General features: G+C 73.5%; 23 protein-coding genes and 1 riboswitch. Of the genes, 17 read left to right on the forward strand and 6 right to left on the reverse strand.

Going from position 1 to position 26,140, the window contains the following annotated elements:
* The first annotated feature begins 30 nt into the window (after positions 1-30).
* The 3 genes from FVE25_RS04670 to FVE25_RS04680 are packed head-to-tail and all read left to right on the forward strand — an operon-like array spanning position 31 to position 3,889.
* Positions 31-840, forward strand: a complete 810-nt coding sequence (locus FVE25_RS04670) for an ABC transporter ATP-binding protein (protein WP_246266609.1) — start codon at positions 31-33, stop codon at positions 838-840.
* Positions 837-1,640 carry an ABC transporter permease gene (locus FVE25_RS04675; protein ID WP_157245096.1) on the forward strand — a complete coding sequence of 268 codons (804 nt, stop codon included), beginning with the start codon at positions 837-839 and terminating at the stop codon, positions 1,638-1,640. Before FVE25_RS04670 ends, FVE25_RS04675 begins: the two co-directional genes overlap by 4 nt.
* Positions 1,637-3,889, forward strand: a complete 2,253-nt coding sequence (locus FVE25_RS04680) for an ATP-binding cassette domain-containing protein (protein WP_157245097.1) — start codon at positions 1,637-1,639, stop codon at positions 3,887-3,889. Before FVE25_RS04675 ends, FVE25_RS04680 begins: the two co-directional genes overlap by 4 nt.
* On the opposite strand, the gene FVE25_RS04685 is transcribed toward FVE25_RS04680, so the two are convergent.
* From FVE25_RS04685 to FVE25_RS04695, 3 genes are read right to left on the reverse strand one after another with little or no spacing between them, the layout of a single operon-like run.
* Entirely contained in the window at positions 3,882-6,062 is a 2,181-nt protein-coding gene (locus FVE25_RS04685) for a xanthine dehydrogenase family protein molybdopterin-binding subunit (protein WP_157245098.1), read from the reverse strand. The genes FVE25_RS04680 and FVE25_RS04685 overlap by 8 nt on opposite strands.
* Positions 6,059-7,036: an FAD binding domain-containing protein gene (locus tag FVE25_RS04690; protein WP_157245099.1), complete on the reverse strand. Its 978-nt coding sequence runs from the start codon at positions 7,034-7,036 to the stop codon at positions 6,059-6,061. Before FVE25_RS04690 ends, FVE25_RS04685 begins: the two co-directional genes overlap by 4 nt.
* Positions 7,033-7,518, reverse strand: a complete 486-nt coding sequence (locus tag FVE25_RS04695; RefSeq protein ID WP_157245100.1) for a (2Fe-2S)-binding protein — start codon at positions 7,516-7,518, stop codon at positions 7,033-7,035. The genes FVE25_RS04690 and FVE25_RS04695 overlap by 4 nt, the downstream gene beginning before the upstream one ends.
* Before the next feature lie 62 nt (positions 7,519-7,580).
* On the opposite strand from FVE25_RS04695, the gene FVE25_RS04700 reads away from it, so the two are divergent.
* Positions 7,581-8,138 carry a TetR/AcrR family transcriptional regulator gene (locus tag FVE25_RS04700; protein WP_157245101.1) on the forward strand — a complete coding sequence of 186 codons (558 nt, stop codon included), beginning with the start codon at positions 7,581-7,583 and terminating at the stop codon, positions 8,136-8,138.
* Here the strand turns inward: FVE25_RS04700 and FVE25_RS04705 are convergent.
* Positions 8,130-8,687 carry a TetR/AcrR family transcriptional regulator gene (locus FVE25_RS04705; RefSeq protein WP_157245102.1) on the reverse strand — a complete coding sequence of 186 codons (558 nt, stop codon included), beginning with the start codon at positions 8,685-8,687 and terminating at the stop codon, positions 8,130-8,132. The two genes, FVE25_RS04700 and FVE25_RS04705, sit on opposite strands and share 9 nt — an antisense overlap.
* Positions 8,688-8,737: 50 nt before the next feature.
* Between FVE25_RS04705 and FVE25_RS04710 the strand changes: the two genes are divergently transcribed.
* Complete coding sequence (locus FVE25_RS04710) at positions 8,738-9,337, forward strand: flavodoxin family protein (protein WP_157245103.1); 600 nt, start codon at positions 8,738-8,740, stop codon at positions 9,335-9,337.
* A 2-nt stretch (positions 9,338-9,339) separates the two neighbouring features.
* A complete protein-coding gene (locus FVE25_RS54280; RefSeq protein WP_246266610.1) occupies positions 9,340-10,578 on the forward strand; it encodes an NAD(P)H-dependent flavin oxidoreductase in 1,239 nt (412 codons plus the stop codon).
* 89 nt (positions 10,579-10,667) lie between these two features.
* On the opposite strand, the gene FVE25_RS04720 is transcribed toward FVE25_RS54280, so the two are convergent.
* On the reverse strand, positions 10,668-11,321 hold the full coding sequence (locus FVE25_RS04720; protein ID WP_157245104.1) for a PepSY domain-containing protein: 654 nt from the start codon (positions 11,319-11,321) through the stop codon (positions 10,668-10,670).
* Positions 11,322-11,809: 488 nt separating this feature from the next.
* Between FVE25_RS04720 and FVE25_RS04725 the strand changes: the two genes are divergently transcribed.
* The 11 genes from FVE25_RS04725 to FVE25_RS04775 all read left to right on the forward strand — a co-directional run bounded on the left by FVE25_RS04725 (position 11,810) and on the right by FVE25_RS04775 (position 22,664).
* Positions 11,810-12,529: a GntR family transcriptional regulator gene (locus FVE25_RS04725; RefSeq protein ID WP_246266612.1), complete on the forward strand. Its 720-nt coding sequence runs from the start codon at positions 11,810-11,812 to the stop codon at positions 12,527-12,529.
* 2 nt (positions 12,530-12,531) lie between these two features.
* A complete protein-coding gene (locus FVE25_RS04730; RefSeq protein WP_157245105.1) occupies positions 12,532-12,759 on the forward strand; it encodes a 4Fe-4S dicluster domain-containing protein in 228 nt (75 codons plus the stop codon).
* Positions 12,760-12,770: 11 nt separating this feature from the next.
* Positions 12,771-14,141, forward strand: a complete 1,371-nt coding sequence (locus FVE25_RS04735) for an ABC transporter substrate-binding protein (RefSeq protein WP_157245106.1) — start codon at positions 12,771-12,773, stop codon at positions 14,139-14,141.
* On the forward strand, positions 14,138-14,899 hold the full coding sequence (locus FVE25_RS04740; RefSeq protein ID WP_157245107.1) for an ABC transporter permease: 762 nt from the start codon (positions 14,138-14,140) through the stop codon (positions 14,897-14,899). Before FVE25_RS04735 ends, FVE25_RS04740 begins: the two co-directional genes overlap by 4 nt.
* Positions 14,896-15,630, forward strand: coding sequence for an ABC transporter ATP-binding protein (locus FVE25_RS04745; RefSeq protein ID WP_157245108.1), 735 nt, complete (start codon positions 14,896-14,898; stop codon positions 15,628-15,630). Before FVE25_RS04740 ends, FVE25_RS04745 begins: the two co-directional genes overlap by 4 nt.
* Positions 15,631-18,333 carry a fumarate reductase/succinate dehydrogenase flavoprotein subunit gene (locus tag FVE25_RS04750; protein WP_157245109.1) on the forward strand — a complete coding sequence of 901 codons (2,703 nt, stop codon included), beginning with the start codon at positions 15,631-15,633 and terminating at the stop codon, positions 18,331-18,333. It abuts the gene before it with no gap.
* Positions 18,334-18,662: 329 nt separating this feature from the next.
* Positions 18,663-18,914 carry a hypothetical protein gene (locus FVE25_RS04755; RefSeq protein ID WP_157245110.1) on the forward strand — a complete coding sequence of 84 codons (252 nt, stop codon included), beginning with the start codon at positions 18,663-18,665 and terminating at the stop codon, positions 18,912-18,914.
* A 117-nt stretch (positions 18,915-19,031) separates the two neighbouring features.
* The gene (narJ, locus tag FVE25_RS04760) at positions 19,032-19,646 is read left to right on the forward strand and encodes a nitrate reductase molybdenum cofactor assembly chaperone (RefSeq protein WP_157245111.1); all 615 of its coding nucleotides are present in this window, start codon (positions 19,032-19,034) and stop codon (positions 19,644-19,646) included.
* Positions 19,647-19,853, forward strand: a riboswitch (cobalamin riboswitch). It begins immediately after the preceding gene.
* 32 nt (positions 19,854-19,885) lie between these two features.
* A complete protein-coding gene (locus FVE25_RS04765) occupies positions 19,886-20,860 on the forward strand; it encodes an ABC transporter substrate-binding protein (protein ID WP_157245112.1) in 975 nt (324 codons plus the stop codon).
* Positions 20,857-21,891: a FecCD family ABC transporter permease gene (locus tag FVE25_RS04770; RefSeq protein ID WP_157245113.1), complete on the forward strand. Its 1,035-nt coding sequence runs from the start codon at positions 20,857-20,859 to the stop codon at positions 21,889-21,891. The genes FVE25_RS04765 and FVE25_RS04770 overlap by 4 nt, the downstream gene beginning before the upstream one ends.
* Positions 21,888-22,664, forward strand: a complete 777-nt coding sequence (locus FVE25_RS04775) for an ABC transporter ATP-binding protein (protein ID WP_157245114.1) — start codon at positions 21,888-21,890, stop codon at positions 22,662-22,664. Before FVE25_RS04770 ends, FVE25_RS04775 begins: the two co-directional genes overlap by 4 nt.
* On the opposite strand, the gene FVE25_RS04780 is transcribed toward FVE25_RS04775, so the two are convergent.
* On the reverse strand, positions 22,661-26,098 hold the full coding sequence (locus tag FVE25_RS04780) for an AAA family ATPase (RefSeq protein ID WP_181019441.1): 3,438 nt from the start codon (positions 26,096-26,098) through the stop codon (positions 22,661-22,663). The two genes, FVE25_RS04775 and FVE25_RS04780, sit on opposite strands and share 4 nt — an antisense overlap.
* Between the last annotated feature and the right edge of the window lie 42 nt (positions 26,099-26,140).

Raw genomic sequence — 26,140 nt, forward strand, 5'->3', positions numbered from 1 at the left:
TATACATTGTCTAAAACGAAGGGAGTGCAGGTGACACCCATCCACGCCCGGGGAGTGCGCAAACATTTCCCCGGCAACGAACGGCCCGCGCTCGACGGCGTCGACCTCACCGTCGGCACGGGCCGGGTCTGCGCGCTGCTCGGCGGCAACGGCGCGGGCAAGACCACGATGGTCCGCATCATGACCACCCTGACCAGGGCCGACGCCGGCACCGTCCACATCGCCGGGCACGACGTGCGCACCGAGGGCACCCGGGTGCGCGCCGCGATCGGCCTGGTCGGCCAGTACGCCGCGCTCGACGAGGTGCTGAGCGCGCGGGAGAACCTGGAGCTGTTCGCCCGCCTGTCCGGCCTCGGCCGCCGCCGCGCCCGCGAGCGCGCGGAAGAACTCCTGGGTACGGCCGGCCTCACCGGCACGGGGCGGCGGCCGGTCGGGGCGTTCTCCGGCGGCATGCGGCGCCGGCTCGACCTGGCCACCTCGCTGATCACCACCCCCGGCGTGCTCTTCATCGACGAGCCGACCACCGGCCTCGACCCGCAGGCCAGGCGCGAGCTGTGGGCGTCGGTGACGTCGCTGGCCCGCTCCGGCACCACCGTCCTGCTGACCACCCAGTACCTCGACGAGGCCGACGCGCTGGCCGACGACGTGGTCATCCTGCGCGAGGGCCGGGTCATCGCGCAGGGCACGCCGCAGGACCTCAAGAAACTGGTCGGCGAACCCCGCATGGAGCTGCGCGAGCCCACTCTCGAGGACGTCTACCTGCACCTGCACACAGAAAACCCGCACACAGAGAACCCGCACACAGAGAACCCGCACACCGAGGGGGGTCGAGTCGCATGACGACCACGTCCGTGCCCGTGCGCACGCATCCGCTGCGCGAGGGCCTGATCCTGGCCGGCCGCACCGTCCGCCACTGGCGGGCCAGGCCGGTGTCCCTCGCCGTCCAGCTGCTCTTCCCGGTGCTCGTCATGCTGCTGATGGGCGGCCTGCTCGGCGGCGCGATCGCGGGCAGCGCGGGCGACTACATCGTCTTCGTCGTCCCCGGCATGCTCGCGCTCACGATGCTCTTCGGCGTCGAGACGACCATGATCGCGATCACCACCGACGCGGCCAAGACCGTCACCGACCGCTTCCGCTCGCTGCCGATCTCGCCCGGCTCGGTGCTGCTCGGGCGGGTCCTGGCCGACCTGATGACCTCGGCCGCGGAGCTGGTCGTCATCACGCTGGCGGGCCTGGCCCTCGGCTGGCGGTGGGAGACGGGCCCGGGCGCCGTGCTGGCGGCCTACGGCCTGCTGCTGTGGCTGCGGTTCGGGCTGCTGTGGTTCGGGGTGTGGGTCGGGCTGAGGGCGGGCTCGCCGGAGGCGGTCGGCGCGGCGCAGATCCTGGTGTGGCCGGTCGGGTTCCTGTCGACGGTGTTCGTCCAGCCGGTCACGATGCCCGCCTGGCTGGGGGCCGTCGCCGAGTTCAACCCGTTGTCGGCCACCGCGAGCGCGGTGCGCGGGCTGTTCACCGGGGCGCCCGCGCAGGGGCTGACCTGGGCCGCCGAGCACGCCCTGCCCCTGGCGCTGGCCGCGCCGCTCCTGCTCACCGCGGTCTTCTGCCCGCTGGCCGTACGCGCCTTCCAGGGCCTGAGCCGATGAGCGAGGTCATCCGGGTGCGCGGCGCGCGCCAGAACACCCTCAAGAACATCGACCTCGACCTGCCCAAGCGGCAGCTCACCGTGGTCACCGGCGTCTCGGGCTCCGGCAAGTCGTCGCTGGTCTTCGACACGCTCGCGGCCGAGTCGGGGCGCCAGCTCAACGAGACGTTCACCACCTTCGCGCAGGGCCGCCTGCCCAGTTACGGCCAGCCGGACGTGGACCACCTGGACAACCTCTCCGCGGTGATCGTCGTGGACCAGAGGCGGCTGTCCGGGGGCCCGCGCTCGACCGTGGGCACCGCCACCGACATCGGGGCCCGCCTGCGGCTGCTGTTCTCCCGGCTGGGCGAGCCGCCGGCGGGCTACTCCAACGCCTACAGCTTCAACGACCCCGCCGGCATGTGCCCGGACTGCCAGGGCCTCGGGGTGGCGGCGACGGTCGTGGAGTCCGAACTGGTCGACGACGGCCGCTCGCTGGCCGAGGGCGCGATCACGTTCCCCGCCTTCGCGCCCGGCCAGTGGCTGTGGAAGGCGTACGCGCGCTCCGGCTTCTTCGACGTGGACAAGAAGGTCGGCGACTACACCCCGGCGGAACGCGAGCTCCTCCTGCACGCCCCCGCCGGCACGCTGAAGCCGCCCGCGGGCATGGACGCCGCCGGCACCGCCTACGAAGGCGTCCTGACCCGCTTCACCCGCCTCTACCTGCACAAGGAGCCCGAATCCTTCAAGGGCGCCCAGAAGGCGGCCTTCGACCGCATCGTGACCAGGCGGACCTGCCCGGGCTGCGGCGGCACCCGCCTGGCCCCGGCGGCGCGGGCCAGCCTCGTGGCCGGCCGCTCGATCGCCGGCTACAGCGCCATGCAGGCCGACGACCTGCTGGCGGCGACGGAGGACTTCGACCGGCCGGAGGTCGCGCCGCTGGTGCGGGCGCTGCGCGGGCAGCTGCGCCGCATGGTCACGCTCGGCCTGGGCTACCTCAGCCTCGACCGCGCCACCGCGACGCTGTCGGGCGGCGAGTCGCAGCGCGTCAAGATGGTCCGCCACCTGGGCAGCGCCCTGACCGACATGCTGTACGTCTTCGACGAGCCGACCGCGGGCCTTCACCCGCGCGACGTGGACATGCTCGGCCGGATGCTGCTGGCCCTGCGCGACCGGGGCAACACGGTCATCGTGGTCGAGCACGCGCCCGCCGTCATGGAGATCGCCGACCACATCGTCGACATGGGACCGGGCGCCGGAGCCGCGGGCGGGCAGGTCGTCTTCCAGGGCGCCTACGACGACCTCAGGAAGGCCGGCACCCCGACCGGCGCGGGGCTGCGGGCGGAGCGGGCCGCGCGGCCCGAGCCGCGCACCGCCACCGGCTGGACGCTGATCGAGCGCGCGAGCACCAACAACCTGCGCGACGTCACCGTCCGGATCCCGCGCGGGGTCATGACCGTCGTCACCGGCGTGGCCGGGTCCGGCAAGAGCAGCCTCGTCCTGGGCCACCTGCCCGCCGCGGCGCCGGACACGGTCGTCGTCGACCAGCGGCCCATCCGCGGCTCGCGCCGCTCCAGCCCGGCCACCTTCACCGGGCTGCTGGACGCCGTCCGGCAGCAGTTCGCCAAGGCCACCGGGCAGCCGCCCGGCCTGTTCACGCCCAACTCCACCGGCGGCTGCCCGGCCTGCGAGGGCACCGGGCTCATCTACACCGACCTGGCGTTCATGGAGGGCGTCACCACCCGGTGCGAGACCTGCCGGGGCCGCCGCTTCACCCCGGAGGCGCTGCGGCACCGGGTCGACGGGCGCACGATCGCCGACGTCTTCGAGATGAGCGTCACCGAGGCCGCGGCGTTCTTCCCCCACCGGGCGCTCGATCGGCTGGCGGACGTGGGCCTCGGCTACCTGAGCCTCGGGCAGCCGCTGACCTCCCTGTCGGGCGGGGAACGCCAGCGGCTCAAGCTCGCCGCCGAGCTGGCGACGCCGGGCCGTACCGTCATCCTCGACGAGCCGACGACGGGCCTGCACCTGGCCGACGTCGAGCGGCTGGTGGGGCTCCTCGACCGCATGGTCGAGGGCGGTTCGACCGTCGTGGTCATCGAGCACGACCTCGACGTGATCCGGGCCGCCGACTGGATCGTCGACCTCGGCCCCGAGGCCGGGCACGACGGCGGCCGGGTCGTGTTCGAGGGCACGCCCGCGCAGATGGCGGCCACGGGTGCCGGGCACACCGCCCGCCACCTGCGCAGGCATCTCGAGCAGCTCAGGTGAGCAGCCGGTCCAGCCTCATCGGCAGGTCGCACAGCCGGACGCCGGTGGCGTGCCGGATGGCGTTGCCGACCGCCGCCGCGACGCCCACCACGCCCACCTCGCCCGCGCCCAGGATGCCCAGCGGCATGGTCGGGTCGGCGCCGGCCAGGCAGTGGATGTCGATCGGCGGCACGTCGGCGTGCACCGGCACGTGGTACTCCGACAGGCTCGGGTTGACGATCCGGCCGGTGCGCGGGTCGAGCAGCGTCTCCTCCTGCAGGGCGATGCCGATGCCCATGACGATGCCGCCGCGCAGCTGGCTGGCGGTGGTCTTGGCGTTGATCACCCGGCCGACGTCGAAGACCCCGGTCCAGCGGGTCAGGCGCACCTCGAACGTCTCGGGATCGACCCGGACCTCGCAGAAGTGGGCGCCGCACGCGGCCTTCACCCACCGGCGCCCGTCACGGACGGTCCTGGCCAGGAACCCGACCCGGCCGGCGAACCGGCCGAACGCGCTGTCGGAGCCCACGGAGCCTTCCGCGTGGGCCCGGCCGGTGCGGGCGAGCACATCTGCGTACGACTCGCCGGGACGCGGCGTGCCGATGGACTTCTTCAGCTTCTCGCAGGCCGCCACCACGGACCGCGCCACGCTGGCGGTCTGGGTGGAGCCGCCCGCGCCGGGCCCGCTGGGCAGGTCGGTGTCGCCGTAGGAGACCGTGACCGCCGCCACGTCCAGCCCGAGGGCGTCGGCGGCGACCTGCGCCTGGGCCGTGGCCGCGCCCATGCCCATCTCGTGGAAGCCGCAGCGCACCGCGGCGGTGCCGTCCGCGTTGAGCCGGACCGTCACGTTGGCGGGGAACAACCAGGCCGGATGGTAGGCGGCGGCGGTACCCCAGCCGACCAGCCAGCGGCCGTCGCGCATCGAGCCGGGCTCGGCGGAGCGCCCCTCCCAGCCGAACCGCTCGGCGCCCTCGGCGAAGCACTCGCTCAGCCGCCGGTGCGCGAACTCCTTGCCGTCCATCGGGCTGCGCGCGGGCTCGTTGCGGCGGCGCAGCTCGACCGGGTCCAGGCCGAGCCCGTAGGCCAGCTCGTCCATCGCCGACTCCAGCGCGAAGGAGCCGATGGACTCGCCCGGCGCCCGCCACACGCTGGTGGAGATCGTGTCCAGCTGCAGCGTCCGCTGCTCGTGCCGGATCGCGGCGGCGTCGTACATGTGCTGGGCCATGGAGGTGATCTGCTCGGCCCAGCCGCCGACCTTGGCGAGGGGCGCGGTGCTGACGTGGATCAGCGCCGTCAGGCGGCCGTCGCGCCCGGCGCCGATCGCCACCCGCTGCGCCGACGGCTGCCTGCCGCCGGTCGCCCGGTAGACGCCTTCGCGCGAGAGCATCATCCGCACCGGGCGGCCGGTGACCCGCGCGGCCAGCACGGTCAGGATCGTGCCCGGCCAGACGTTCGACTTGCCGCCGAACGCGCCGCCCACGAACGGCGAGATCACCCGGATGCCGGCGGCGGGCACGCCGAACTTGTGCGCCAGGTGGCCGCGCAGCCACCACACGTTCTGGGTGGCGTCGTGCACGGTGAGCCGGTCGCCGTCCCACACGGCGGTGGTGGCGTGCGGCTCGATCGCGTTGTGGTGGTGGCGCGGCGTGGTGAAGCGCAGGTCCACCGAGACCGCCGCGGCGGCCAGCGCGCCGTCGGCGTCGCCCTTGCTGCCCGCCGTCGGCATCAGCGGGTTGCCCCTGGCCCGGGCCGCGGTGTGCTCCACGGCGGCGAAGTCCGCCTCGAACGGCAGCGGCTCGTAGCTCACCCGCACCAGCCCGGCCGCGTGCCGGGCCGCCTCCGGCGTCTCGGCGACCACGATCCCGACAGGCTGGCCGTCCCAGTGCACCTCGCCGGTGTTCAGGTAGTTGACCGAGGTGCCGCCGGCCAGGGTCTCCAGGTTCAGGATGCTCCGCTTGGGCGGCGGCTTCATCGGCGGGGCGTTGAGGTGGGTGATCACCGCCAGCACGCCGGGGACGGCCTCGGCCGCCGCGGTCTCGATCCCGGTGATGCGCCCCCGGGCCACGGCCGCGTGCACGAGCGCCGCGTGCGCCAGCCCCTCGTAGGGGAACTCGGCGGCGTAGCGCGCCTGCCCCGTGGTCTTGGCCGGGCCGTCCAGCCTGTTGACGGGGGCGCCGATGGCGGTCGAGGTCATGTCAGGCTCCGCAGGGTCGCGACGGCGGTGCGCCGGGCCAGTTCGATCTTGAAGGCGTTCTCGTCCCCGCCCTCCGCCGGGGCGAGCTCCTCCTGTACGGCCAGCGCGAAGGACTCCGGCGTGGCGGCCTCGCCGTACAGGAGGCGCTCGGCGGTCGTGGCCCGCCACGGCTTGGTGCCCACGCCGCCCAGCGCCAGCCGTACCCCGGAGACGACGCCGTCGGTCACCTCGAGGGCGGCGGCGACCGAGACGAGGGCGAAGGCGTAGGAGGCGCGGTCGCGGACCTTGCGGTAGCGCGAACGCGCGGCCATCGGCAGGCGCGGGATCTCGACGGCGGTGATCAGCTCGTCGGGGGCCAGCTCGGTCTCCACGTGCGGCGTGTCGCCGGGCAGGCGGTGGAAGTCCGTGATCGGGATGCGCCGGGTGCCGCGCGAGCTGACCGCCTCGATCTCGGCGTCGAGCGCGGCCAGGGCCACGCACATGTCGGAGGGGTGGGCGGCGATGCAGCTCGGGCTGGTGCCGAGGACGGCGGCGGAGCGGTGGAAGCCCTCCCGCGCGTCGCAGCCGGAGCCGGGCTCGCGCTTGTTGCAGCGGGCCTCGGTGTCGTAGAAGTACGGGCACCGGGTGCGCTGCAGCAGGTTTCCGCCGACGGTGGCCATGTTCCTGAGCTGGCCGGAGGCGCCGCTGAGCAGCGCGTGGGTGAGCATCGGATAGCGCTGGCGGACCAGCGGGTGCGCGGCCAGGTGGCTGTTGCGGGTGAGGGCGCCGACGCGCAGGCCGCCGCCGGGCAGTTCCTCGACCTCGGTCAGGGGCAGGCGGCTGATGTCCACGAGCGTGCCGGGGCGCTCGACGTTCTCGCGGATGAGGTCGACGAGGTTGGTGCCGCCGCCGAGGAACTTCGCGCCGGGACGCGTGGCGACCGCTTCCAGCGCGGTGGCCACGTCGGGGGCGCGGACGTAGTCGAAGGGCCTCATGAGGCCACCTCCGCGATCGCCGCGACGATGCCGTTGTAGGCGCCGCACCGGCACAGGTTGCCGCTCATCCGCTCCCGGATCTCCTCCTCGGTCAGCTCGCCGGGGGACTCCAGGTCCTCGGTGACCGCGCTGGGCATGCCGGACTTGTGCTCGTCCAGCATGCCGATCGCCGAGCAGATCTGGCCGGAGGTGCAGTACCCGCACTGGAATCCGTCGTGCTCGACGAAGGCGTCCTGCAGGGGGTGCGCCACCCCCTCGATCGTGGTGACCTCGCGGTCCTCGCACTGCATCACCAGGGTCAGGCAGGACAGCACCCGCGTGCCGTCCACCAGGACGGTGCAGGCGCCGCAGGCGCCCTGGTCGCAGCCCTTCTTGGTGCCGGTGAGCCCGAGTCGTTCACGCAGCGTGTCGAGCAGGCTGACCTGTGGCTCGACCACCACACTCCGCGGCTCTCCGTTGACGCGCATTCGCACTTCGGCCATGGCCGCACCTTTCAGGATTGTGTATGTAGGTACCTACCTACATCACTCGGTAGGCTACGTCCATGGCCCGCAACGCTGAAGTCACCCGCCGGAAGATTCTTGACGCGGCGACCGAGGAGTTCGCGCGCCACGGCATCGCCGGCGCCCGGGTCGACCGCATCACCAAGGCCGCCGGCGTCAACAACGCCCTGCTCTACCGCTACTTCGGCAGCAAGCTGGAGTTGTTCGACACCGTCCTCAGCGGGCTGGTCGCCGAAGTGGTCGACGCCGTGCCGCTGGACGTGCGGGATCTGCCCGGCTATGTGGGCCGGCTCTACGACTTCTACGAGGAGCGCCCCCACGTGGTACGGCTGACCGCCTGGCGGCTCCTGGAACGGCCGGAGCACGAGATCCCGAAGAACGTCTTCGCCTCGCACGAGGCCAAGGCGGCCCTGATCGCCCAGGCCCAGCGCGACGGCGTCATCACCAGCACCCTGCCCGCGGGCGAGCTGCGCGACCTGATGATCCTGCTGTCGCTCAGCCAGAGCATGCTCGCCCCCACGATGGGCGACGAGGTGAGCCGCGAGGTACGGCGGGCCACCGTCGTGGCGGCGGCCGCGGCCGTGCTGCGCTCAGGCTGACAGGAGGCGCTTCGCCTGCTCCCAGACGCCGTCGAGCAGCGCGGGGTCGTTGCCGAGCTTGGCGAACAACACCATGCCCTCCAGCTGGGCCACCATCGCCCTGGCCGTCTCGCGCGAGCCGCCGATGGCCGTCCTGACCAGCTCCACCTGCTCGTCGAAGACCTGCTCCAGCCGGGCCCTGACCGCCTCGTCCTGGTTGCTGAGCTCCAGGGCGAGGTTGGCCAGCAGGCAGCCGTTGACCGCGCCGGTGTCCTTCTTGGCCGCGCGCTGGGCCTCGGCCTGGGTGCGGAAGAGCCGTTCGAGCCGGTCGTGGACGGGCGCGTCGGCGGTGAGCAGGGCGGTCCAGGAGGCGCGCTGGGCGCTCCAGTGGGAGTCGATGACCTCCAGTGTGAGCGCCTGCTTGGAGTCGAAGAAGTGGTAGAAGCTGCCCTTGCGCACGCCGGCCTCCGCGCAGATCTCGGCCACGCCGATCGCCGAGTAGCCCCGGCTGTGGATCAGCCTGCAGGCCGCGTCGAGGAGGCGGTCGCGGGCGTCGCTCTGTCGTCCCATGCCGGCAGTCTACTTGAAAAATAGTTGACCGGTCGTCTACTTTGGCGCTCATGACGACAACAGTTGCGATCGCCTACGCCAGCGGCTACGGCCACACCGCCCGCCAGGCCCGGGCCGTAGCCACCGGAGCCGCCTCCGTCGCGGGCGTCCGCGCCGACCTGCGCGACATCCAGGTGCTGGACGACGCCCTCTGGCAGGCGCTGGCCGAAGCCGACGCCATCATCTTCGGCACCCCCACCTACATGGGCAGCCAGTCCGCCGCCTTCCAGACGTTCGCCGAGGCCAGCGTCAAGGTCTGGAGCCAGATGGGCTGGCGGGACAAGATCGGCGCCGCGTTCACCAACTCCGCCGGCGTCAACGGCGACAAGCTCAACACCCTGACCTCCCTGGCCGTCTTCGCCGCCCAGCACGGCATGCACTGGGTCTCGCTCGGCCTGCCGCCCGGCTGGCTCTACACCTCCGGCGGCACCCCAGAAGACCTCAACCGGCTCGGCGGCTTCCTCGGCGCCATGGCCCAGTCGCCTTCCGACCTCGGCCCCGAGGCCGCGCCCCCGGACGCCGACCTGCGCACCGCCGAACACCTCGGCCGCCGCGTCGCCGAAACCGCCCTGCGCTTCGCCCTAGGCCGCAGCCCGCAGGCGGTGGCCTGACCATGGGCCGGCTCACGGACCTGCTCGGCATCGAGCACCCCGTCGTCCAGGGCCCCTTCGGCGGCGGCCTGTCCTCGGTGGCCCTGGCCGCGGCCGTCTCCGGCGCGGGCGGCCTCGGCTCGTACGGCGGGCACATCCTCACCCCAGCCGCCCTGGGCGCCCTGGTCGCCGAACTGAAGGCGGCCACCGCCCGGCCGTTCGCGGTCAACCTGTGGGTGCCGCAGCCGGGGGAGGCCGAGGCGCGAGCCGTACCGGAGGACGTCGAACGGCTGCGCCCGTACTACACCGAACTCGGCGTCACCCCACCCAACCTGCCCGCACCCCCGGACTCCGCTATCGCACCCCCGGGCGCCGCATCGGGGCTGGGCTCAGGTGCGCTCCCGTCTGGCGCTGCCGAGCCGGGTGTGGACTCTGCCGGCACCGCTCCAGGGCCGGGCGCCCTTTCAGGGCCGGGCTCCGGGCCGGGCTCGCGTGGTGCCGCCGTGCGGCCCGGCTTCCCGGGTGGCGTCCTGCCCGGTTTGGACCCGCAGCCGGACTTCGCCGAGCAGGCCGAGGCGCTGCTGGCCGCGGCGCCGCCGGTGATCAGCTTCGTGATGGGCGTGCCGCCCGCCTGGGTTCTGGAGGGGGCCAGGCGGGCGGGCGTGATCACGATCGGCACCGCGACCACGGTCGAGGAGGCGCTCGCGCTGCAGGAGGCGGGCCTGGACGCGATCGCCGCCTCCGGCAGCGACGCAGGAGGGCATCGGGGCGCGTTCCTGCGCCCGGTGCGCGAGTCGCTCGTCGGCACGTTCTCGCTGGTGCCGCAGGTGGCCGACGCGGTGAAGGTGCCGGTGATCGCGGCGGGCGGCATCGCCGACCGGCGCGGGGTGCGCGCCGCGCTCGCGCTCGGCGCCGACGGCGTGCAGGTCGGCACCGCGTTCCTGGCCGCCGCCGAGTCGGGCGCGAGCGCCGTGCACAAGGCGGCGCTGCTGGGCCCCGAAGCGCGGGTCACCGTGCTGACCCGCCTGTTCTCGGGTCGTACGGCCCGCGCCATCCCGAACCGGTTCCTGCGCGAGATGGAGGCCCACGAGGACCGCGTCCCGCCCTACCCGGTGCAGAACGCCCTCATGCTGCCCATCCGCCGCGCGGCCGGAGCGGGCGGGCAGCCGGGGCTGGTCAACCTGTGGTCGGGACAGGCGGCGCCCCTGGCCCGCGCCGCGAAGGCGGCCGACATCCTGGCCGCCCTCGCCGGCGAGCGGTGAGCGAGCGGCGGCCCGAGCCGGATGTCCGGCAAGGCGCCGCGGGTGAGTGGCGTGCCCGGAGTTCCGGGCACGCCGCTTCGCCCGGTGGGTCAGCCGGTGGACGTCGGCCAGGGTGATGAGTAGTCCCCGTCCGGTTCCGGTGACGGGGTCACGACGCTGCCGTCCGCGGCGTTGATCTTGACCTTCTTCCTGGCCCCGTCCGGCGTGACGGTCTTGGCCTCCCAGACCGCGACGCCCTTGTCCATGTCCAGTTGCAGCTCGGTGATCTCGGCGCCGGGCGCCTCGGCGGTGACCTTGTCGGCGGCCTCGGTGTAGGTGACCTTGGCCGCTTCGACCAGCGCCTTGTACGCGGCTTTCTCCATGGGGTCGTTCGCCTCGGCGCTGGGGCCGGCGACGACCTTGCCGGTGCCGTCCACGCGGACGTAGTTCTCGGTTCCGTCGTCGCCGACCACGACGACCCGCCAGACGCCGGTGTCGCCCGCGCGGTCGATCTCCGTGACGGTGCCGCTCACCGAGGCCAGCGCCGCCGCCCCCGCGGCGACGGCTCCGCCCGTGCCCGGCGACGCGCTGGGCGTGCCCGTCGCGTCCGGTGACTCCAGCGGGGCGTCCGTGGGCCCGGACGGGCTGGCCGCGGACCCGGCCCATGGTTGTGCACCGGCGGCCGCTTTGGCGCCTTCGGCGGAGTTGGTTCCCGTGGTGCCCGTCGTCCCGCAGGCCGCGGCGGCGAGCAGGGCGGCAGCCACGGCCGCCGCCCGAACTGTGTTATTTGATGCTATTTCCCCCATGTGGCGCATAGTCCCCCATATCACCTCCAGGCATGCCCCTCTGCGGGTAAACCCAGCCAGAGCAGACCGGAAGGCGCAGGCGGGCCGGTCGTCCCGTGATCGGCACCCGGCGCGGTGGCCTGGGAGGGCCGGGCGAACCGCCGGGCATCGGTGAGGCATGCCGCCGGGAGGCGGTGGAGGGCGGGCCGTGCCGTACCTGTAGGCCGGGGGCGGCGTTGGGCGGCCGTGCCGTACCTGTAGGGCGGAGGCGGCAGCGCCGTACCTGAAGGCCGTGAGGTGGAGTTGGGCGGCCGTGCCGTACCTGGAGACCGTCGGGCCGGAGACGGGGCGCGCTGTGCCGCGGGCGGGTGGCAGATCTTGGCCGGTCTGCCAGGTGGCGGGGGTTTTCAGGTGGCGCAACCCAGCCGTTATCCCCATTTCCCTACCGGATTGCTAGGTTACGGTGTGTGGAGACACGGCGACGGGCCGACAGGGCCCGGCAGGTGGCCGATCTGCTGCGTGGCCAGATCGTGCACGGACAGTTCGGACAGGGCAGGCTGCCCCGCGAGGCGGCCCTGGCCCGTGACTTCGGCATCTCGCGCAACACCGTGCGCGCGGCGCTCGACCTGCTGCGGGAGGAAGGACTGGTCGACCGGTGTCCGGGCGTCGGCACCACGGTGGCGGCCGAGAAGTACCCGCACGGCCTGCACCGCCTCCTCGGCCTGGCCGAGACCCTGCACGAGCACGGCGAAGTGGTCAACCTCGTGCGCACGATGACGCTCATCGAACCACCCGCCGCCGTGAGCCGGCGGCTCGGCGTGCCGCCCGGTGAGCAGGTCGTCTACCTGGAACGGCTGCGGCGGCTCAACGGCGTGCCGCTCTCGCTGGACCTGACCTATCTCGTGCGCGAGGTCGGGTATCCGCTGTTCGACAGGGATCTGGCGCACAACGACATCTTCGTCCTGCTCGAAGCCATCGCCGGGCAGCCGCTCGGCACGGCCGAGCTCACCCTGGAGGCGGTCAACGCCGACGCCCACACCGCCGCCGCGCTCGAGGCCCCCCGCGGCGCGGCGCTGCTCATGGTGGAGCGGCTGACCCACCTGTCCGACGGCCGCCCCGTGGATCTGGAGTACATCCGCTTCAGGGGCGACCGGCTCACCATGCGCGGTCATCTCAACCGGGAGTAGCCATGGCCCTGATCACCCAGCGGGTCGAGGTGCCCGTCACCATCGACGAGTCGCTCTGCATCGACGGCTGCACGCTCTGCGTGGAGGCATGCCCGCTCGACTCCCTCGCGATCAGCGACGAGACGGGCAAGGCGTTCATGTACGTGGACGAGTGCTGGTACTGCGGCCCGTGTGCCGCCCGCTGTCCCGTCGACGCCGTCACCATCAACATCCCCTACCTGCTGCGCTGAAAGGACGGGCCATGCGCAAGCTGCTCGCCGCCGCCCTCCTGCTGGCGGTCTCCGGCTGCTCCCTCTCCGGTACGGCAGGCTCCGGTACGGCGAAGGCGAAACTGGTGATCGGTTACCAGTCCAAGACCATCAACACCGTCACCGCCGGTACCCTGCTGCGCTCCCTCGGCTACCTGGAGAAGCGCCTGGGCGGGAGGTACGCGGTCGAATGGCAGGACCACGACACCGGCGCCCCGATCACCGCCAAGATGGTCGCCGGGAAGATCGACATCGGCTCGATGGGCGACTACCCGCTGCTCATCAACGCCGCCCGTGCCAAGAACACCGAGCTGGTCTCGATCACCGGCTACAACCTGCGCGGCGGGCTCAACATGGTGCTCGTCCCGCCCGGCTCCACCGCCAGGACGCTGGCCGACCTCAAGGGGACCAAGATCTCCGCCAGCGCCGGCTCGGCCGGGCACGGCACGCTGGTGCAGGCGCTGGAGAAGGCCGGGCTGGACCCGTCCGCGGACGTCGAGGTGGTCAACCATCAGCCGCAGGTCGGCGCCTCCCAGCTGGAGTCCGGCGGCGTGCAGGGGTACGCGCAGTTCGTGGCCTGGCCGGGGCTGCTGGTCTTCCAGGGCAAGGGCCGGCTGCTCTATGACGGCTCCGCCCTCGGCGTGCCCACCTTTCACGGGGTCGTGGTCCGCGGGCCGTACGCGAAGGACCACCCGGACGTCGTGGACGCCTTCCTCAAGGCGCAGCTGGAGGCCACCCGGTTCCTGCACGAGCAGCCGCTGAAGGCGGCGGAGCTGGTGGCGAAGGAGACGGGACTGCCCGCCGAGGTGGTCTACCTGTACAACGGCCCGGGCGGCATCGCCACCTTCGACGCCACGCTCAAGCCGCAGCTCAGGGCCGCCCACCAGCACGACATCCCCTACCTGAAGCGGATAAGTCAGGACTTCTCGGGGGTGGATCTGGGCCGGTTTGTCAACGACTCCTACCTGCGCCGGGCATACGGGCCCGGCTACGACGCCGACGTCGCCAGGACCGGCAACCCGGCGAAGATCACCGGCGCCGACCCCGCCTGCGGCACCCAGGTCACCGACCCCGGGACCGCCTCCGAACTGTGGCTCGAAGGCGCCGCCGCCACCCAGCCCGCCGCCACCCCCACCTGCCTGCTGCGCCAGATCGCCGCCGCGGGCCCGTCCGCCGTGCGGGCCGCGTACGTGCCCGACACCGTCACCGGCACCCGCTGGTTCGCCGACAAGGCCGTCTGGCTGAAGGCGAAGGGCACCTACCTGCCCTTCACCACCCAGACCGGCGCCGACGCCTACCGCAAGACCCATCCCGGGGCCGAACCGGTCACCTACGCCCGGGCGCTCGAGACGGACGCCCGATGAAGAGGATCGGCTCCCTGCTCGCCGCCGCCGCGCTCTGGCAGGTGCTCACCGTCACCGACGCCCGCCTCTGGCTGCGCTTCGACCGGCTGCCCACACTCGACGAGATCGCGGTGCGCTTCGCCCACGAGCTGACCACCTCCCTGTACTACCTGGACCTGGCGCAGAGCCTGCTGCGCATCCTCACCGGCTTCGCCGTCGCCGCCGTCGCCGGGGTCGCCGCGGGGGTGCTCGTCACCCGTTCACGCCGGGCTGGGCCCTGGCTGCTGCCGCTGCTGGAGGTCGTCCGGCCCATCCCGGCCATCGCGCTGGTGCCGATCGCGATCCTGCTCTTCCCGGCCGACGAGCAGGGCATCGTCTTCATCACCTTCGCCGCCGCCTTCTTCCCGATCATGGTGAGCACCCGGCACGCCGTACGCGCGCTGCCGACGCTCTGGGAGGACGCGGTCAGGACCCTCGGCGCCGGGCGGCGGCACGTGCTCTGGCACGTCGTCCTGCCCGGCATCCTGCCCGGCGTGTTCGGCGGGCTGTCGGTCGGCATGGGCGTGGCCTGGATCTGCGTCATCTCGGCCGAGATGATCTCCGGCGAGTTCGGCGTCGGCTACCGCACCTGGAACGCCTACACCCTGGTCGACTACCCGGCGGTGATCGTCGGGATGGCCACCATCGGCCTGCTCGGCTGGCTCACCTCGGCCGGCGTCGAACTGACCGGCCGCCGGGTCACCCGGTGGCTGCCGCGCGCAGAGGGGAGCGGCGCATGACCACGCTGGCCGAGCGGGCGCCCGCCGTACGCGGGCTCGCCTTCGACGTCGAGGGGCTCAGCCTCGGGTACGGCCGCGCGCCCGTGCTGCGTGAGCTGGACCTGGCCATCAGGCCGGGCGAGGTGCTGGCCGTCGCCGGGCTCTCCGGCTCGGGCAAGTCCACGCTGCTGCGCGCGCTGGCCGGGCTGCTCGCCCCGGTCGCCGGGCGCGTGCTGGCCGACGGCGTCGAGGTCGCGGCCACCTCCGCCGACCGCGCGATGATCTTCCAGGACGACGGCCTGCTGCCCTGGCGCACCGTGCGCCGCAACGTGGAACTGCCGCTGGCCCTCAGGAAGACGCCGCGCGCCGTCCGCCGGGCCGCCGCGCTGGCCTGGCTGGACCGGGTCGGCCTGGCCCGCTCCGCCGATCTGCTGCCCCGCGAGCTGTCCGGCGGCATGCGGCAGCGGGTCCAGCTCGCCCGCGCCCTGGCCGGCGCGCCGCGAGCCGTACTCATGGACGAGCCGTTCGGCGCGCTCGACGCGCAGACCCGCGCCGAGATGCAGCGGCTCCTGCTCGACGTGCTGCGCGACACCCGCGCCACCGTCGTCTTCGTCACCCACGACGTGGACGAGGCGCTGCTGCTCGGCGACCGCGTCGCGGTCATCGGCGACGGCGCCGTCCGCACCGTGATCGAGGCCGGCGAGGGGGCCGACCGTGCCGATCTGCGCGCCCGCGTGCTGAAGGAGCTGTAGATGGAGATCCCCGCGCTCGCCGCGCGCCAGGAACTGGAGTGCGAGGTCCTCGTCGTCGGCGGCGGCACCGCGGGCACCATGGCCGCGATCACCGCCGCCGAGCGCGGCGCCCGCGTCCTGCTGCTGGAGAAGGCCCATGTACGGCACAGCGGCGCCCTGGCCATGGGCATGGACGGCGTCAACAACGCGGTCATCCCCGGCAAGGCCACCCCCGAGGACTACGTCGCCGAGATCACCCGCGCCAACGACGGCGTGGTCAACCAGAAGACGATCTACCAGACGGCTGCCCGCGGCCACGAGATGGTCGCCCGCCTGGAGCGGTACGGCGTGAAGTTCGAGAAGGACGAGTACGGCGAGTACGCCGTGCGCCAGGTGCACCGCTCCGGCAGCTACGTGCTGCCGATGCCCGAGGGCAAGGACGTCAAGAAGGTGCTCTACCGGGTGCTGCGCCGGCGCGAGATCCGGGAGAAGGTGCGCATCGAGAACCGGGTCATGCCCGTGCGCGTCCTGGTCGCCGGCGGCCGGGCCGTCGGCGTGGCCGGGTTCGACACCCGTTCCGGGGCGTTCGTCACCGTCCGGGCGGGCGCGGTCATCCTGGCCACCGGCGCCTGCGGCCGGCTCGGCCTGCCCGCCAGCGGCTACCTCTACGGCACCTACGAGAACCCGGCCAACGCCGGTGACGGCCACGCCATGGCCTACCACGCCGGGGCCGAGCTCAGCGGGATCGAATGCTTCCAGATCAACCCGCTCATCAAGGACTACAACGGGCCCGCCTGCGCCTACGTGGCCAACCCGTTCGGCGGCTACCAGGTCAACAACCGGGGCGAGCGCTTCGTCGACTCCGACTACTGGTCCGGTCAGATGATGTCCGAGGTGGCCGCCGAGATCGCCTCCGCCCGCGGGCCCATCTACCTCAAGCTCACCCACCTGCCCGACGAGACGATCACCGCGGTGGAGAACATCCTCCACACCACCGAGCGGCCCACGCGCGGCACGTTCCACGCCGGGCGCGGGCACGACTACCGCACCCACGACGTCGAGATGCACATCTCGGAGATCGGGCTGTGCGGCGGGCACTCCGCCTCCGGGGTGTGGGTGGACGAGCACGGCCGCACCACCGTGCCCGGCCTGTACGCCGCGGGCGACCTGGCCTGCGTGCCGCACAACTACATGATCGGCGCCTTCGTCTACGGCGACCTGGCCGGGGCCGACGCCGCGGCGGCAGCCGTACCCGTGCCGGAGGCGCTGCCCGAGGACCAGGTGGCCGCCGCGCACGCGCTGATCTACCGGCCGTTGCGCAACCCGGAAGGCCCGCCGCAGCAGCAGGTGGAGTACAAGCTGCGCCGCTTCGTCAACGACTACGTGGCGCCGCCCAAGACCGCCGCCAAGCTCGGCCTGGCCCTGGAGTCGTTCGAGCGCATGCGCGAGGAGATCGCCCAGATGGGCGCCCGCACCCCGCACGAGCTGATGCGCTGCGCCGAGGTGGACTTCATCCGCGACTGCGCGGAAATGGCGGCCCGCGCCTCCCTCACCCGTACCGAGAGCCGCTGGGGCCTCTACCACGACCGCGCCGACCTGCCCGCCCGCGACGACGCCGGCTGGCTGTTCCACCTGAACCTGCGCAAACGCGCCGACGGCGCGATGGAGTTCGTCAAGCGCCCGGTCGAGCCCTACCTCGTGCCGGTCGCGGAGTTCACGCCGCGTCCCGCCGAACCCGTCGTCCTGGCCGCCCGCACCACGACCACGGTACGGCGGGCCGCCGTCAGACCGGCCGAGCGCACCGGCGTCGGCCGCTCGCCGCGCATCCTGGAGCTGCACCGGCTCGCCGAGGAACAGCCCACCGCCGCCCAGCTCGCCCCCTACCTGGCCGACCCCGACCCCAAGGTGCGCCGGGCCGCCATCGCCGCCCTCACCGAGACCGTGCCCGACGGCGCGGGTCCCGCGCTGGCGGCCGCGCTCGCCGACCCCCACGGCACGGTACGGCGGGCCGCCGCCACCGGGCTGCGCGAACTGGTCGAGGTGCTGCGGCCGCCGCTCGCCCTGGAGCCGGCGCTGGACAGCCCCGACGCGCTGGTCCGCGCCACCGCCCTGGACGTCCTGCGGGCGCTGCGCCTGGGCGGCGCCGAGGTGTTCGCCGCCGCGCTCGGCGATCCGGACCGCCGGGTTCGCATCGAGGCGATCCGCGGCCTGGTCTCGCTGGACGAGGCCGGCCCGGTGGCCGCCGCCGCGGCAGACTCCTCGCGCGAGGTACGCGTATGGGTGGCCAGGGGCCTCGGCCTCATCGGAAAGCAGGTCTCCACCCCGGCGGCGCCGGCCTCGCGTGCCGATGTCCTGATGCGGTTGCCCGTGCTGGAGAAGCTGGCCGCCGACGCCGACCCCCTCGTGCGGGCGGCCGCCCTGGAGTCGTCCGGGGCCGTGGGCGCGCCGCTGGAGACGCTTGCCGTACGGGCGATGGACGATCCCGCGTGGCAGGTGCGGGTGGGCGCGGCCCGGGCGCTGGCCGCGGCCGGACCGGGCACGGCGGTGCCGCCGCTCGTGGCGGCACTGGCCGACGCCAACCTCGACGTGCGCAAGGCCGCCGTGCTGGCGCTGACCCGCTGGGCCGCGCTGGCGGAGGTCACGGCCCCGCTGGAAACGGCTCTGGGCGACTCCGACGCGGACGTGCGCGCCTACGCCCGGCGGGCGCTGGCCGGGCACGGGTGAGCCGTCGTGGCGGTGCTTTTCCACCATTTGTCATCACACTTACGGTGGTTTTGGTGACACCTGGGTACACCGCCGCGCCGGCTCGGCGGCTAATGTCTGCGACGACCGTCCGATAAATGCCCTATTTCCCGAAAAAGCTGGCTTTTCGGATAAATGGTGACATGTTGGGAAATAAGGCTTTGCTTCCTAGCGGGAGACCTGGCGGGGTGCCGCCGGTTAACGTCGGGTACGTTCATCAGCGCCGTTTCCGTGCGTCCTGTTGACCCGGAATTCGGCGCCATCCACCTGCCCAGACATCCGCTGGGCCGTCAATCGGGGAGTGATCTCTGATGCTCAAGCGCCTTTTCATCGGCACGATGATCGCGGCATCGGCATTCGCGGTCACCGGAACGGTCATCACCACACAGGCGGCAAGCGCCTCGACGCAGGCCGTCTGTTCGGCTCCAACCGGCAAGGTCACCACGGCGGCGAAGAAATGCCGCTGGCGGTGGAACAAGCACGGCAAGAAGTGCTGGTACTGCTGGCACCACCACCACTGGGAGAAGAAGTGGTGCAAGCACTGGGATAAGAACAAGCACTGACGGCGGCGGACAAGGTCCGCGCCACCCCCGCCCGCACGGGCGGGGGTTCATCGCGTCACTGGGTCAAGTCTCCGCCAGGAACCACGCCCCGCCCGGCTGAACGGGTATCCCGGGAAAATGGCGTACACACTCACCCGAGGTGCGCGGGTGCTGCACCAGGCCGCCGCTCACTGCCTGGTCCACCCGGACGAGGAGTTCCGGGGGCGACTGCCGCTGCTGCGGGACGCGCTGACCGCCGCGCCGCATCCCGCGGGAGCGAGGCTGTGGCCCTTTCTCGCCTACGCCGAAGGCGTCCCGCCCGCCGCCCTGGCCGCGCACTACGTCGAGGTCTTCGACTTCAGGAGCCGCCACAGCCTCTACCTGAGCTGGTGGCTCGACGGCGACACCCGGCGGCGGGGCGCGTCGCTGGTGGCGATCAAAGAGGTGTACCGGGCCCACGGGCTGGAGTTCCGCGACGGGGAACTGCCCGACTTCCTGCCCGTGGTGCTGGAGTTCACGGCCGCCACCGGTGCGGCGGGGCTGCTGCTGGAGCACCGGCCGGGGCTGGAACTGCTGCGGCTGGCGCTCGGGGAGAACGGCTCGCCGTACCGGCACGTCGTGGAGGCCGTCTGCGCCACGCTGCCCGGGCCCTCGCCCAGGGACCGGGCCGAGGCCCGCGCGCTGGCGGCGGCGGGGCCGCGTGTCGAGCAGGTGGGGCTGCCGCCCTTCCCGGGGCGGGCATCTCACCACTGACGCGGATATGTCACGATAGGTCCGCAAATTTCAAGAAAAGTGCGGCGACGGCGGAACGAGGAAGCCGGTGTGAATCCGGCGCGGTCCCGCCACTGTGATCGGCGAGCGGATCCCGACGAACGCCACCGCCCTCCCACCGGGGGCGGGAAGGCCGGGACGAGCGTTGACCCGAGAGCCAGGAGACTCACGCGGTCGCCACCTCACGACCTTGGGGCGGATCTCCCCATGAGAGGAACGGCATGCGCGTCCCCCTGCGCCGTTGTGCGCTGGTCTCCGTGCTCCTGGCCACGGCGGCCTGCGGAGGCACCCGACCGGCGGCCCGGCCCGCCCAGAACGCCCCCGGCTTCCCCGTCACGGTGACGAACTGCGGCGAAACGATCACCTACGAGCGCCCGCCCCAGCGCGCCGTCACCCTCAACCAGCACGCCACCGAGATCATGCTGGCCCTCGGCCTGGAGAAGTCCATGGCGGGCACCGCCTACCTGGACGACGCCATCCTGCCCGAGTACAAGGCGGCCTACGACGGGATCAAGGTCCTGGCCGAGGAGTACCCCAGCTACGAGGCCCTGCTCGCGGCCGAGCCCGACTTCGTCTACGCGGGCTTCGAGAGCGGCTTCGCCGCCAAGGAAGGCCGCGGGCGCGACGTGCTGGCCAAGGCGGGCATCGACACCCACGTCAACATCGAGGAGTGCCCCGCGGGCCCGGTGACGGCGGCGCAGGCGGAGGAGGAGATCCGCACGATCGGCCGCATCTTCGGCGTCCAGGACCGCGCCGAACGCCAGGTCGCCGCCATGCGCGCCACCCTCGACCGGGTCGGCGAGGCGCTGGCCGGGGCGAAGCCGGTCAAGGTGTTCGTCTACGACAGCGGCGACAAGACCGCCTTCACCGCCGGCGGCACCGGGATCGGCAACGAGATGATCAAGCTGGCCGGCGGCGTCAACCTTTTCGCCGACCTGCCCAAGGCGTGGGGCGACGTCTCCCTGGAGCAGGTCGCCGAGCGCGCCCCCGAGCTGATCGTGATCTACGACTACGGCGACACGCCGCTGGAGACCAAGAAGAACTTCCTGCTGTCCAGCCCCGCGCTCAAGGACGTGCCGGCGATCAAGGACAGGCGCTTCGCCGTGCTGCCGCTGTCCTCGGCGGTGCTCGGGGTGCGGGTGCCCGCCGGGGTGGAGACGCTGGCCAGGCAGATCCACCCGGACCGGGTCAGGTGACGCTACGGCGGCGCCTGCCGTACACGCTGGTCCTGGCGGCCTTCGCCGCCGCGGTCCTGGCGGCGGGGACGGCGGGCATCGTGGCCGGGTCCGTGGGCATGCCGGTCGCCGAGGTGTGGGGGATCCTGCTGCACCGCATGCGGCTGCCGCTCGCCGAGCCCACGTGGACGGCGGTGCGCGAGACGATCGTCATGGACGTGCGGCTGCCGCGCGTGCTGCTGTGCGCGATCGTCGGCGCCGGGCTGTCGGTGTGCGGGATGGCGCTCCAGGCTCTGGTGCGCAACCCGCTGGCCGATCCGATGCTGCTCGGCGTCTCCTCCGGCGGCACGGTCGGGGCGGTGCTGGTGATGGTGTTCAACGTGACGTTCCTGGGCGCGTTCTCGCTGCCGCTGGCCGCCTTCGCCGGGTCGTTCCTCGCGCTGGTCCTCGTGTACGGCCTGGCCGGGGCGGGCGGCCGGCTGACCACGGTCCGGCTGGTGCTGGCCGGGGTGGCGACCGCCGAGGTGCTGTCCGCGCTCGCGAGCTTCCTGATCGTCACCTCCAACGACCCGCACAAGGCCGACTCCGCGCTGCGCTGGATGCTCGGCGGCCTGGCCGGCACCACGTGGGACCTGCTCTGGATCCCCGCGGCGGCGGTGCTCCTGGGCACCGGCGTGCTGCTGGGTGTGAGCCGGCCGCTCAACCTGCTCCTGGCCGGGGAGGAGGCGGCCGCCGCCCTGGGGCTGGACGTGCACCGCTTCCGGGCGGCGATGTTCGTGCTCGTGGCGCTGATGATCGGGACGATCGTCGCGGTCAGCGGCTCGATCGGGTTCGTCGGGCTCATGCTGCCGCACGTGGTCCGGCTGCTGGTCGGCGCCGACCACCGGCGGGCGCTCCCGGCGGCGGCGCTGCTCGGCGCGGCCTTCCTCATCGCCGCCGACCTGGCGGCCCGCAGCCTCATCGCGCCGGAGGAGATCCCCATCGGCATCCTGACCGCGGTCACCGGCGGGCCGTTCTTCCTGTGGCTCATGCGAAGGAGGGCGGCACGATGACGCCCGGCGATCTGCGTGCCGACGCCGTCAGCGTCGTGGTGAACGGCCGCGCCCTGGTCGAGGAGGTGACCCTCGTCGCGGCGCCAGGGGAGGTGGTCGCGCTCGTCGGGCCCAACGGGGCGGGCAAGTCCACGCTCCTGCGCACCTTCTACCGGGCGATGCGGCCCAGCGCGGGCCGGGTGACGCTCGACGGGCAGGACGTCTGGGGCATGCCGGGCAAGCAGCTGGCCAGGAAGCTGGCCGCGGTCCTGCAGGAGGCGCCCGGGGAGTTCGAGCTGACCGTCTACGACGTGGCGGCCATGGCCCGCACCCCCTTCAAACGGCCCTTCGAGCGCGACGGGGCCGCCGACCGGCGCATCGTCATGGACGCGCTGGCCGAGCTGGACGTGGCCGAGCTCGCCGGCGCCCCCTTCGACCGGCTGTCCGGCGGCGAGAAACAGCGGGTGCTCATCGCCCGCGCGCTCGCCCAGGGCACCGGGACGATGGTCCTCGACGAGCCCACCAACCACCTCGACCTGCGCCACCAGCTCGACGCCCTGCGCCTGGTGCGGCGGCTCGGCGTGACCGCCGTCGTCGCGCTGCACGACCTCAACCTGGCCGCCGCCTTCTGCGGGCGCGTGTGCGTGATGGACGCCGGGCGGCTCGTCGCCGACGGGCCGCCCGGCGAGGTCCTCACCGAACGGCTCCTCGCCGAGGTGTACGGCGTGGCCGCCGAGGTCCGCCCGCATCCCGCCACCGGCCTGCCCCAGATCAGCGTGCACCCGGGAACCTAGCCGATCAGGGCCCTGGCGCGCTGGGCCAGCGAGGTCATCCCCTTGCCGATCGCCGTCTCCAGCACCTGCTCGACCAGCTCGGCCGCCTCCGCCCGCTCGCCGCGCAGCATGAGCGCCCTGGCCCGGTCGTAGCGCACCCGGGCCAGCTGGGTGCGGGACCCGGTGACGAGTCCTTCGGCGACGCGCAGCCGGCGCAGCGCGAGGTCCGTCTGCCCGGCCACGGTGGCCGCGGCCGCGCCGTACCGGGCGGCGGGGCCCATGAGCACGGCCGGCCACCCCGCCAGCGCGACCTCCCGCACGTGCGGCACGAGCAGCTTGGACACGTGCGCGGCCAGGGCGGTCAGCTCGCGCCCGCCCGCTCCCGCCTCGTCCAGCAACGAGCAGGTCTCGGCCACCAGTGCCAGCGCCGGCGCCCGCCAGCCGTGCGGCGGGAAGGCGGCGAACCGGTCGGAGTGCGCGGCCAGTTCGGTGAGCGTGTCCCACGCCTCGCCGGGGTGGCCGGTCTGGGCCAGGGCCATGGCCAGCGCCGCCCGCCAGATGGGCCAGTAGCCGTGCTGCTCCACCCGCCCGGCCAGGTCGGAGCGCATCAGCACCTCCAGCTCGCCGCGCTCGAACAGCAGCCAGAACACCTGGGCGTCCCAGGTCATGCGCAGCGTGCCGGCGGGCAGCACGCGCGCCTCCTCGAGGTCCTTGACCGAGCGCTCCTGCTCGCCGAACAACCGCGCCGCCGCCTCGTCGAACCGGCCCCGCCACAGGTCGAGCAGGGTGTCGAACGCGGTCTGCAGCCAGTCGCCGAGCACACGGGGGTGGTGGGCGATCTGGGCGCGGTGCCGGTCCACGAGCGCGGCGGCCTTGTGCACGTCGCCGAGCCTGAGATGGTCGACGGCCAGCGCCACCAGCGCCTCGCTGTGGAAGTAGGACGAGCCCGCGCGGATGCCGGCGTCGTGCAGCGCCCTGGAGATGCCGAGCAGCTCGGCGGGCGGCGCGAAGTCGTACATGCCCATGCGGCACTCGTTGAGCACCTCGCAGCGCACCTCGGGCGGGCAGTCCGCACGCAGCTCGGCCAGGGCACGGCGGGCCAGCTCCGGGCCCCGGTGGGTCAGGGCCTGGCCGCCCTCGCCGACCGGGCCCTCGCCGACCGCCATCGTCGACTTGTGCGCCAGGTGGGCGCTGAGCTGCACGCGCAGGTCGGCGGCCTCCTCCTCGTCGTCGCCCGACAGCGCCGCGAGCGCGTCCTCCAGAAGGCCGAGGAGCTGCTCGTCGACCTGCCCGGGGTCGGTCCAGCGGCGGGCGAGCTGGATGGCGGCGACGGCACGCAGCCGGGGCAGGTCGGCGGCCGCGTCGTACGCCTCCCGGTAGTGCACGCCCGCCGTGTGCATGTCGCTCCCGGCGATGCGCGCCTCGCCGAGCGTCATCAGCAGGCCGAACCGGGTGACCGGACCGGACGGCAGCCGCAGGCCGTACTCCGCCCAGGAGCGGGCGGAGCCGAGGCCGAAGGCCGACAGCTCCGCGCGCGCCGCGGTGAGGCAGGCGGTGGCGACCTGCTCGTCGGAGACGGCGGGCCGGGCGGCGCGGGCGTGCATGGCCATGCGCACGGGCAGGTCGGCGGTGACCTGCTCGGCGGTGCGCAGCCGCTCGCCGAGCACCTCGAAGGCGCGCCGGTGCAGCCGCCTGGCCAGGGCCGGGTCCTCTTCGAGCGCGGCCAGGACCTCCTCGCGGCGCAGCTCGTGGCGGAAGCGCACGCCGCTGTGAGCCTCCACGGCCGCCAGGGTGACCGCGGCCGCCTGCTGGCGGTCGGCCTCGGCGGAGTCGAGGTCCAGCATGTCGGCCAGGAGCGCGGGGTCGATCTCGCCGCCGCCGCAGGTGATGGCGGCCGCCGCCAGCCACGGCAGCAGGGGTCCCGGCCGGTGGCCGAGCCCGGGCAGGACCGACAGCTCGCCGTCGGCGGCGCGTACCTCGCACAGCCGCTGCGGCAGCCCGCCGGTGAGCTGGAACGCCTTGGCGACCTCCCGCTCGGACGGCGGGCGCTCCCACACCTCGCCCAGCCACGCGCGGACGTGGTCCGTGGTGAGCGAGACCAGCGTGACCGGCGCCGCGGGCATCTCGCGCCACGGCCCCTCGGGCCGCCCGGCCAGCACGAAGCCCACCGCCGCCTCGCCCAGCCCGCGGCGTACCTCCGCCAGCAGCTCGCACGCGGCGCGGCTGAACAGCTCGGCGTTGTCGAAGGCGACCACGAGCCCGCCGCCCCTGGACGCCCAGCGCAGCAGCCCGGACAGCAGCGACAGCAGGCGCTGGCGGAAGTCCTCCAGCCCGGGCGGGGCGGGGGAGCCCGGCATGGCCGAGACGAAGTCCACGAGCGTCTTGTGGTCGGCGCGGCCCAGCGGGTTGACGCCGGTGGCCAGGTCGCGCTGGAGCCGGGCGTAGAGCATGCCGGTCAGCGAGCGCCAGGGCTGCAGCTCGCCGCTGTCCTGGCAGCTCACCACGACCGTGCGCGGCCTGCTGTCGGCGCTGCGCGCGGCCAGTTCCGACAGCAGCCTGCTCTTGCCCACGCCGGGCACGCCCCGCACGGCCAGCAGCCCCGGCAGGTTGGCGCGCAGGGCGAGCAGGGTGTTCAGGTGCTCCTCGCGGCCGACCAGGTCACGCGGGACCTCGGGCCCGCGCACCTCGGCACGGGTGCCGTCCGGCGGCCGGTGCACGTCCACGCCGTGCTCGTGCAGCATGAGCAGCGTGAACGCGCGGTCCACGGCCTCGTCGCGGACCTCGGCGGCGCGCAGGTTGAGTGCGCGCTCGGCCGCCGCCCCGCCCTGCTCGCGCAGCATGCGCATGAAACGCAGCAGCCAGACCGCGCTCACCTCGCCGTGACCCTCACCGACGGGCCCGGAGAGCAGCGCCGCCACCTCGTCGTAGCGGCCCAGGCGCAGCGCGGTCTGGGCGAGGTTGCGCACGAGGTCCGCGCGCAGCGTCTCCAGCCGGCGCGCGTGGCGGGCGCACGCCTCCGGCGGCCCGTCCTCCCACAGCGCGTACGGCCGGCCGTGCCACTCGCCCGCGGCCGCGGTGAGCCGGGCCAGCGCCGCCTCGTCCTGGCCGGATCCGAGCAGGCGCAGGCCCTCCTTGACGCCGCGCTCGAAGCGGTGGGCGTCGACCACGGCGGTGGCGTCCCCGGTGAGGATGTACTCGTTGGTGCCCCGCCGGGAGGTGATGGTGAGCCCGCCCCTGGCGAGGACGGAGCGGAACCTGGACACCAGCGGCGCGATGCCCTCGCTGGCCGGTGCCTTGCCCGTCTCCCAGAGGGCGTCGGTGAGGGTTTCGCGTGAGACGGGCCGTCCCGCCGCGATCAGCAGCGTGAGGACCCTGGCGGTCTTGCCCGGCACGTTCTGCGGGAGCCCGTCCACGAGCACGGTGGTACGGCCGAGCACCCGGATCTCAAAGGTCACGTCTTCTCCACCCATCAATGCAAGATCATTGCAATGAGCGGC

This window comes from Nonomuraea typhae, from assembly GCF_009760925.1.
Classification (GTDB): domain Bacteria; phylum Actinomycetota; class Actinomycetes; order Streptosporangiales; family Streptosporangiaceae; genus Nonomuraea; species Nonomuraea typhae.

What these genes read in the sequence shown, in the direction of transcription:
- FVE25_RS04755 (WP_157245110.1), top strand. Translation starts at nt 18,663, where the DNA reads ATGCTCAAGCGCCTTTTCATCGGCACGATGATCGCGGCATCGGCATTC.
- narJ (WP_157245111.1), top strand. Translation starts at nt 19,032, where the DNA reads ATGGCGTACACACTCACCCGAGGTGCGCGGGTGCTGCACCAGGCCGCC.
- FVE25_RS04765 (WP_157245112.1), top strand. Translation starts at nt 19,886, where the DNA reads ATGCGCGTCCCCCTGCGCCGTTGTGCGCTGGTCTCCGTGCTCCTGGCC.
- FVE25_RS54280 (WP_246266610.1), top strand. Translation starts at nt 9,340, where the DNA reads ATGGGCCGGCTCACGGACCTGCTCGGCATCGAGCACCCCGTCGTCCAG.
- FVE25_RS04680 (WP_157245097.1), top strand. Translation starts at nt 1,637, where the DNA reads ATGAGCGAGGTCATCCGGGTGCGCGGCGCGCGCCAGAACACCCTCAAG.
- FVE25_RS04775 (WP_157245114.1), top strand. Translation starts at nt 21,888, where the DNA reads ATGACGCCCGGCGATCTGCGTGCCGACGCCGTCAGCGTCGTGGTGAAC.
- FVE25_RS04675 (WP_157245096.1), top strand. Translation starts at nt 837, where the DNA reads ATGACGACCACGTCCGTGCCCGTGCGCACGCATCCGCTGCGCGAGGGC.
- FVE25_RS04740 (WP_157245107.1), top strand. Translation starts at nt 14,138, where the DNA reads ATGAAGAGGATCGGCTCCCTGCTCGCCGCCGCCGCGCTCTGGCAGGTG.
- FVE25_RS04695 (WP_157245100.1), bottom strand. Translation starts at nt 7,518, where the DNA reads ATGGCCGAAGTGCGAATGCGCGTCAACGGAGAGCCGCGGAGTGTGGTG.
- FVE25_RS04700 (WP_157245101.1), top strand. Translation starts at nt 7,581, where the DNA reads ATGGCCCGCAACGCTGAAGTCACCCGCCGGAAGATTCTTGACGCGGCG.
- FVE25_RS04750 (WP_157245109.1), top strand. Translation starts at nt 15,631, where the DNA reads ATGGAGATCCCCGCGCTCGCCGCGCGCCAGGAACTGGAGTGCGAGGTC.
- FVE25_RS04730 (WP_157245105.1), top strand. Translation starts at nt 12,532, where the DNA reads ATGGCCCTGATCACCCAGCGGGTCGAGGTGCCCGTCACCATCGACGAG.
- FVE25_RS04705 (WP_157245102.1), bottom strand. Translation starts at nt 8,687, where the DNA reads ATGGGACGACAGAGCGACGCCCGCGACCGCCTCCTCGACGCGGCCTGC.
- FVE25_RS04745 (WP_157245108.1), top strand. Translation starts at nt 14,896, where the DNA reads ATGACCACGCTGGCCGAGCGGGCGCCCGCCGTACGCGGGCTCGCCTTC.
- FVE25_RS04710 (WP_157245103.1), top strand. Translation starts at nt 8,738, where the DNA reads ATGACGACAACAGTTGCGATCGCCTACGCCAGCGGCTACGGCCACACC.
- FVE25_RS04690 (WP_157245099.1), bottom strand. Translation starts at nt 7,036, where the DNA reads ATGAGGCCCTTCGACTACGTCCGCGCCCCCGACGTGGCCACCGCGCTG.
- FVE25_RS04685 (WP_157245098.1), bottom strand. Translation starts at nt 6,062, where the DNA reads ATGACCTCGACCGCCATCGGCGCCCCCGTCAACAGGCTGGACGGCCCG.
- FVE25_RS04735 (WP_157245106.1), top strand. Translation starts at nt 12,771, where the DNA reads ATGCGCAAGCTGCTCGCCGCCGCCCTCCTGCTGGCGGTCTCCGGCTGC.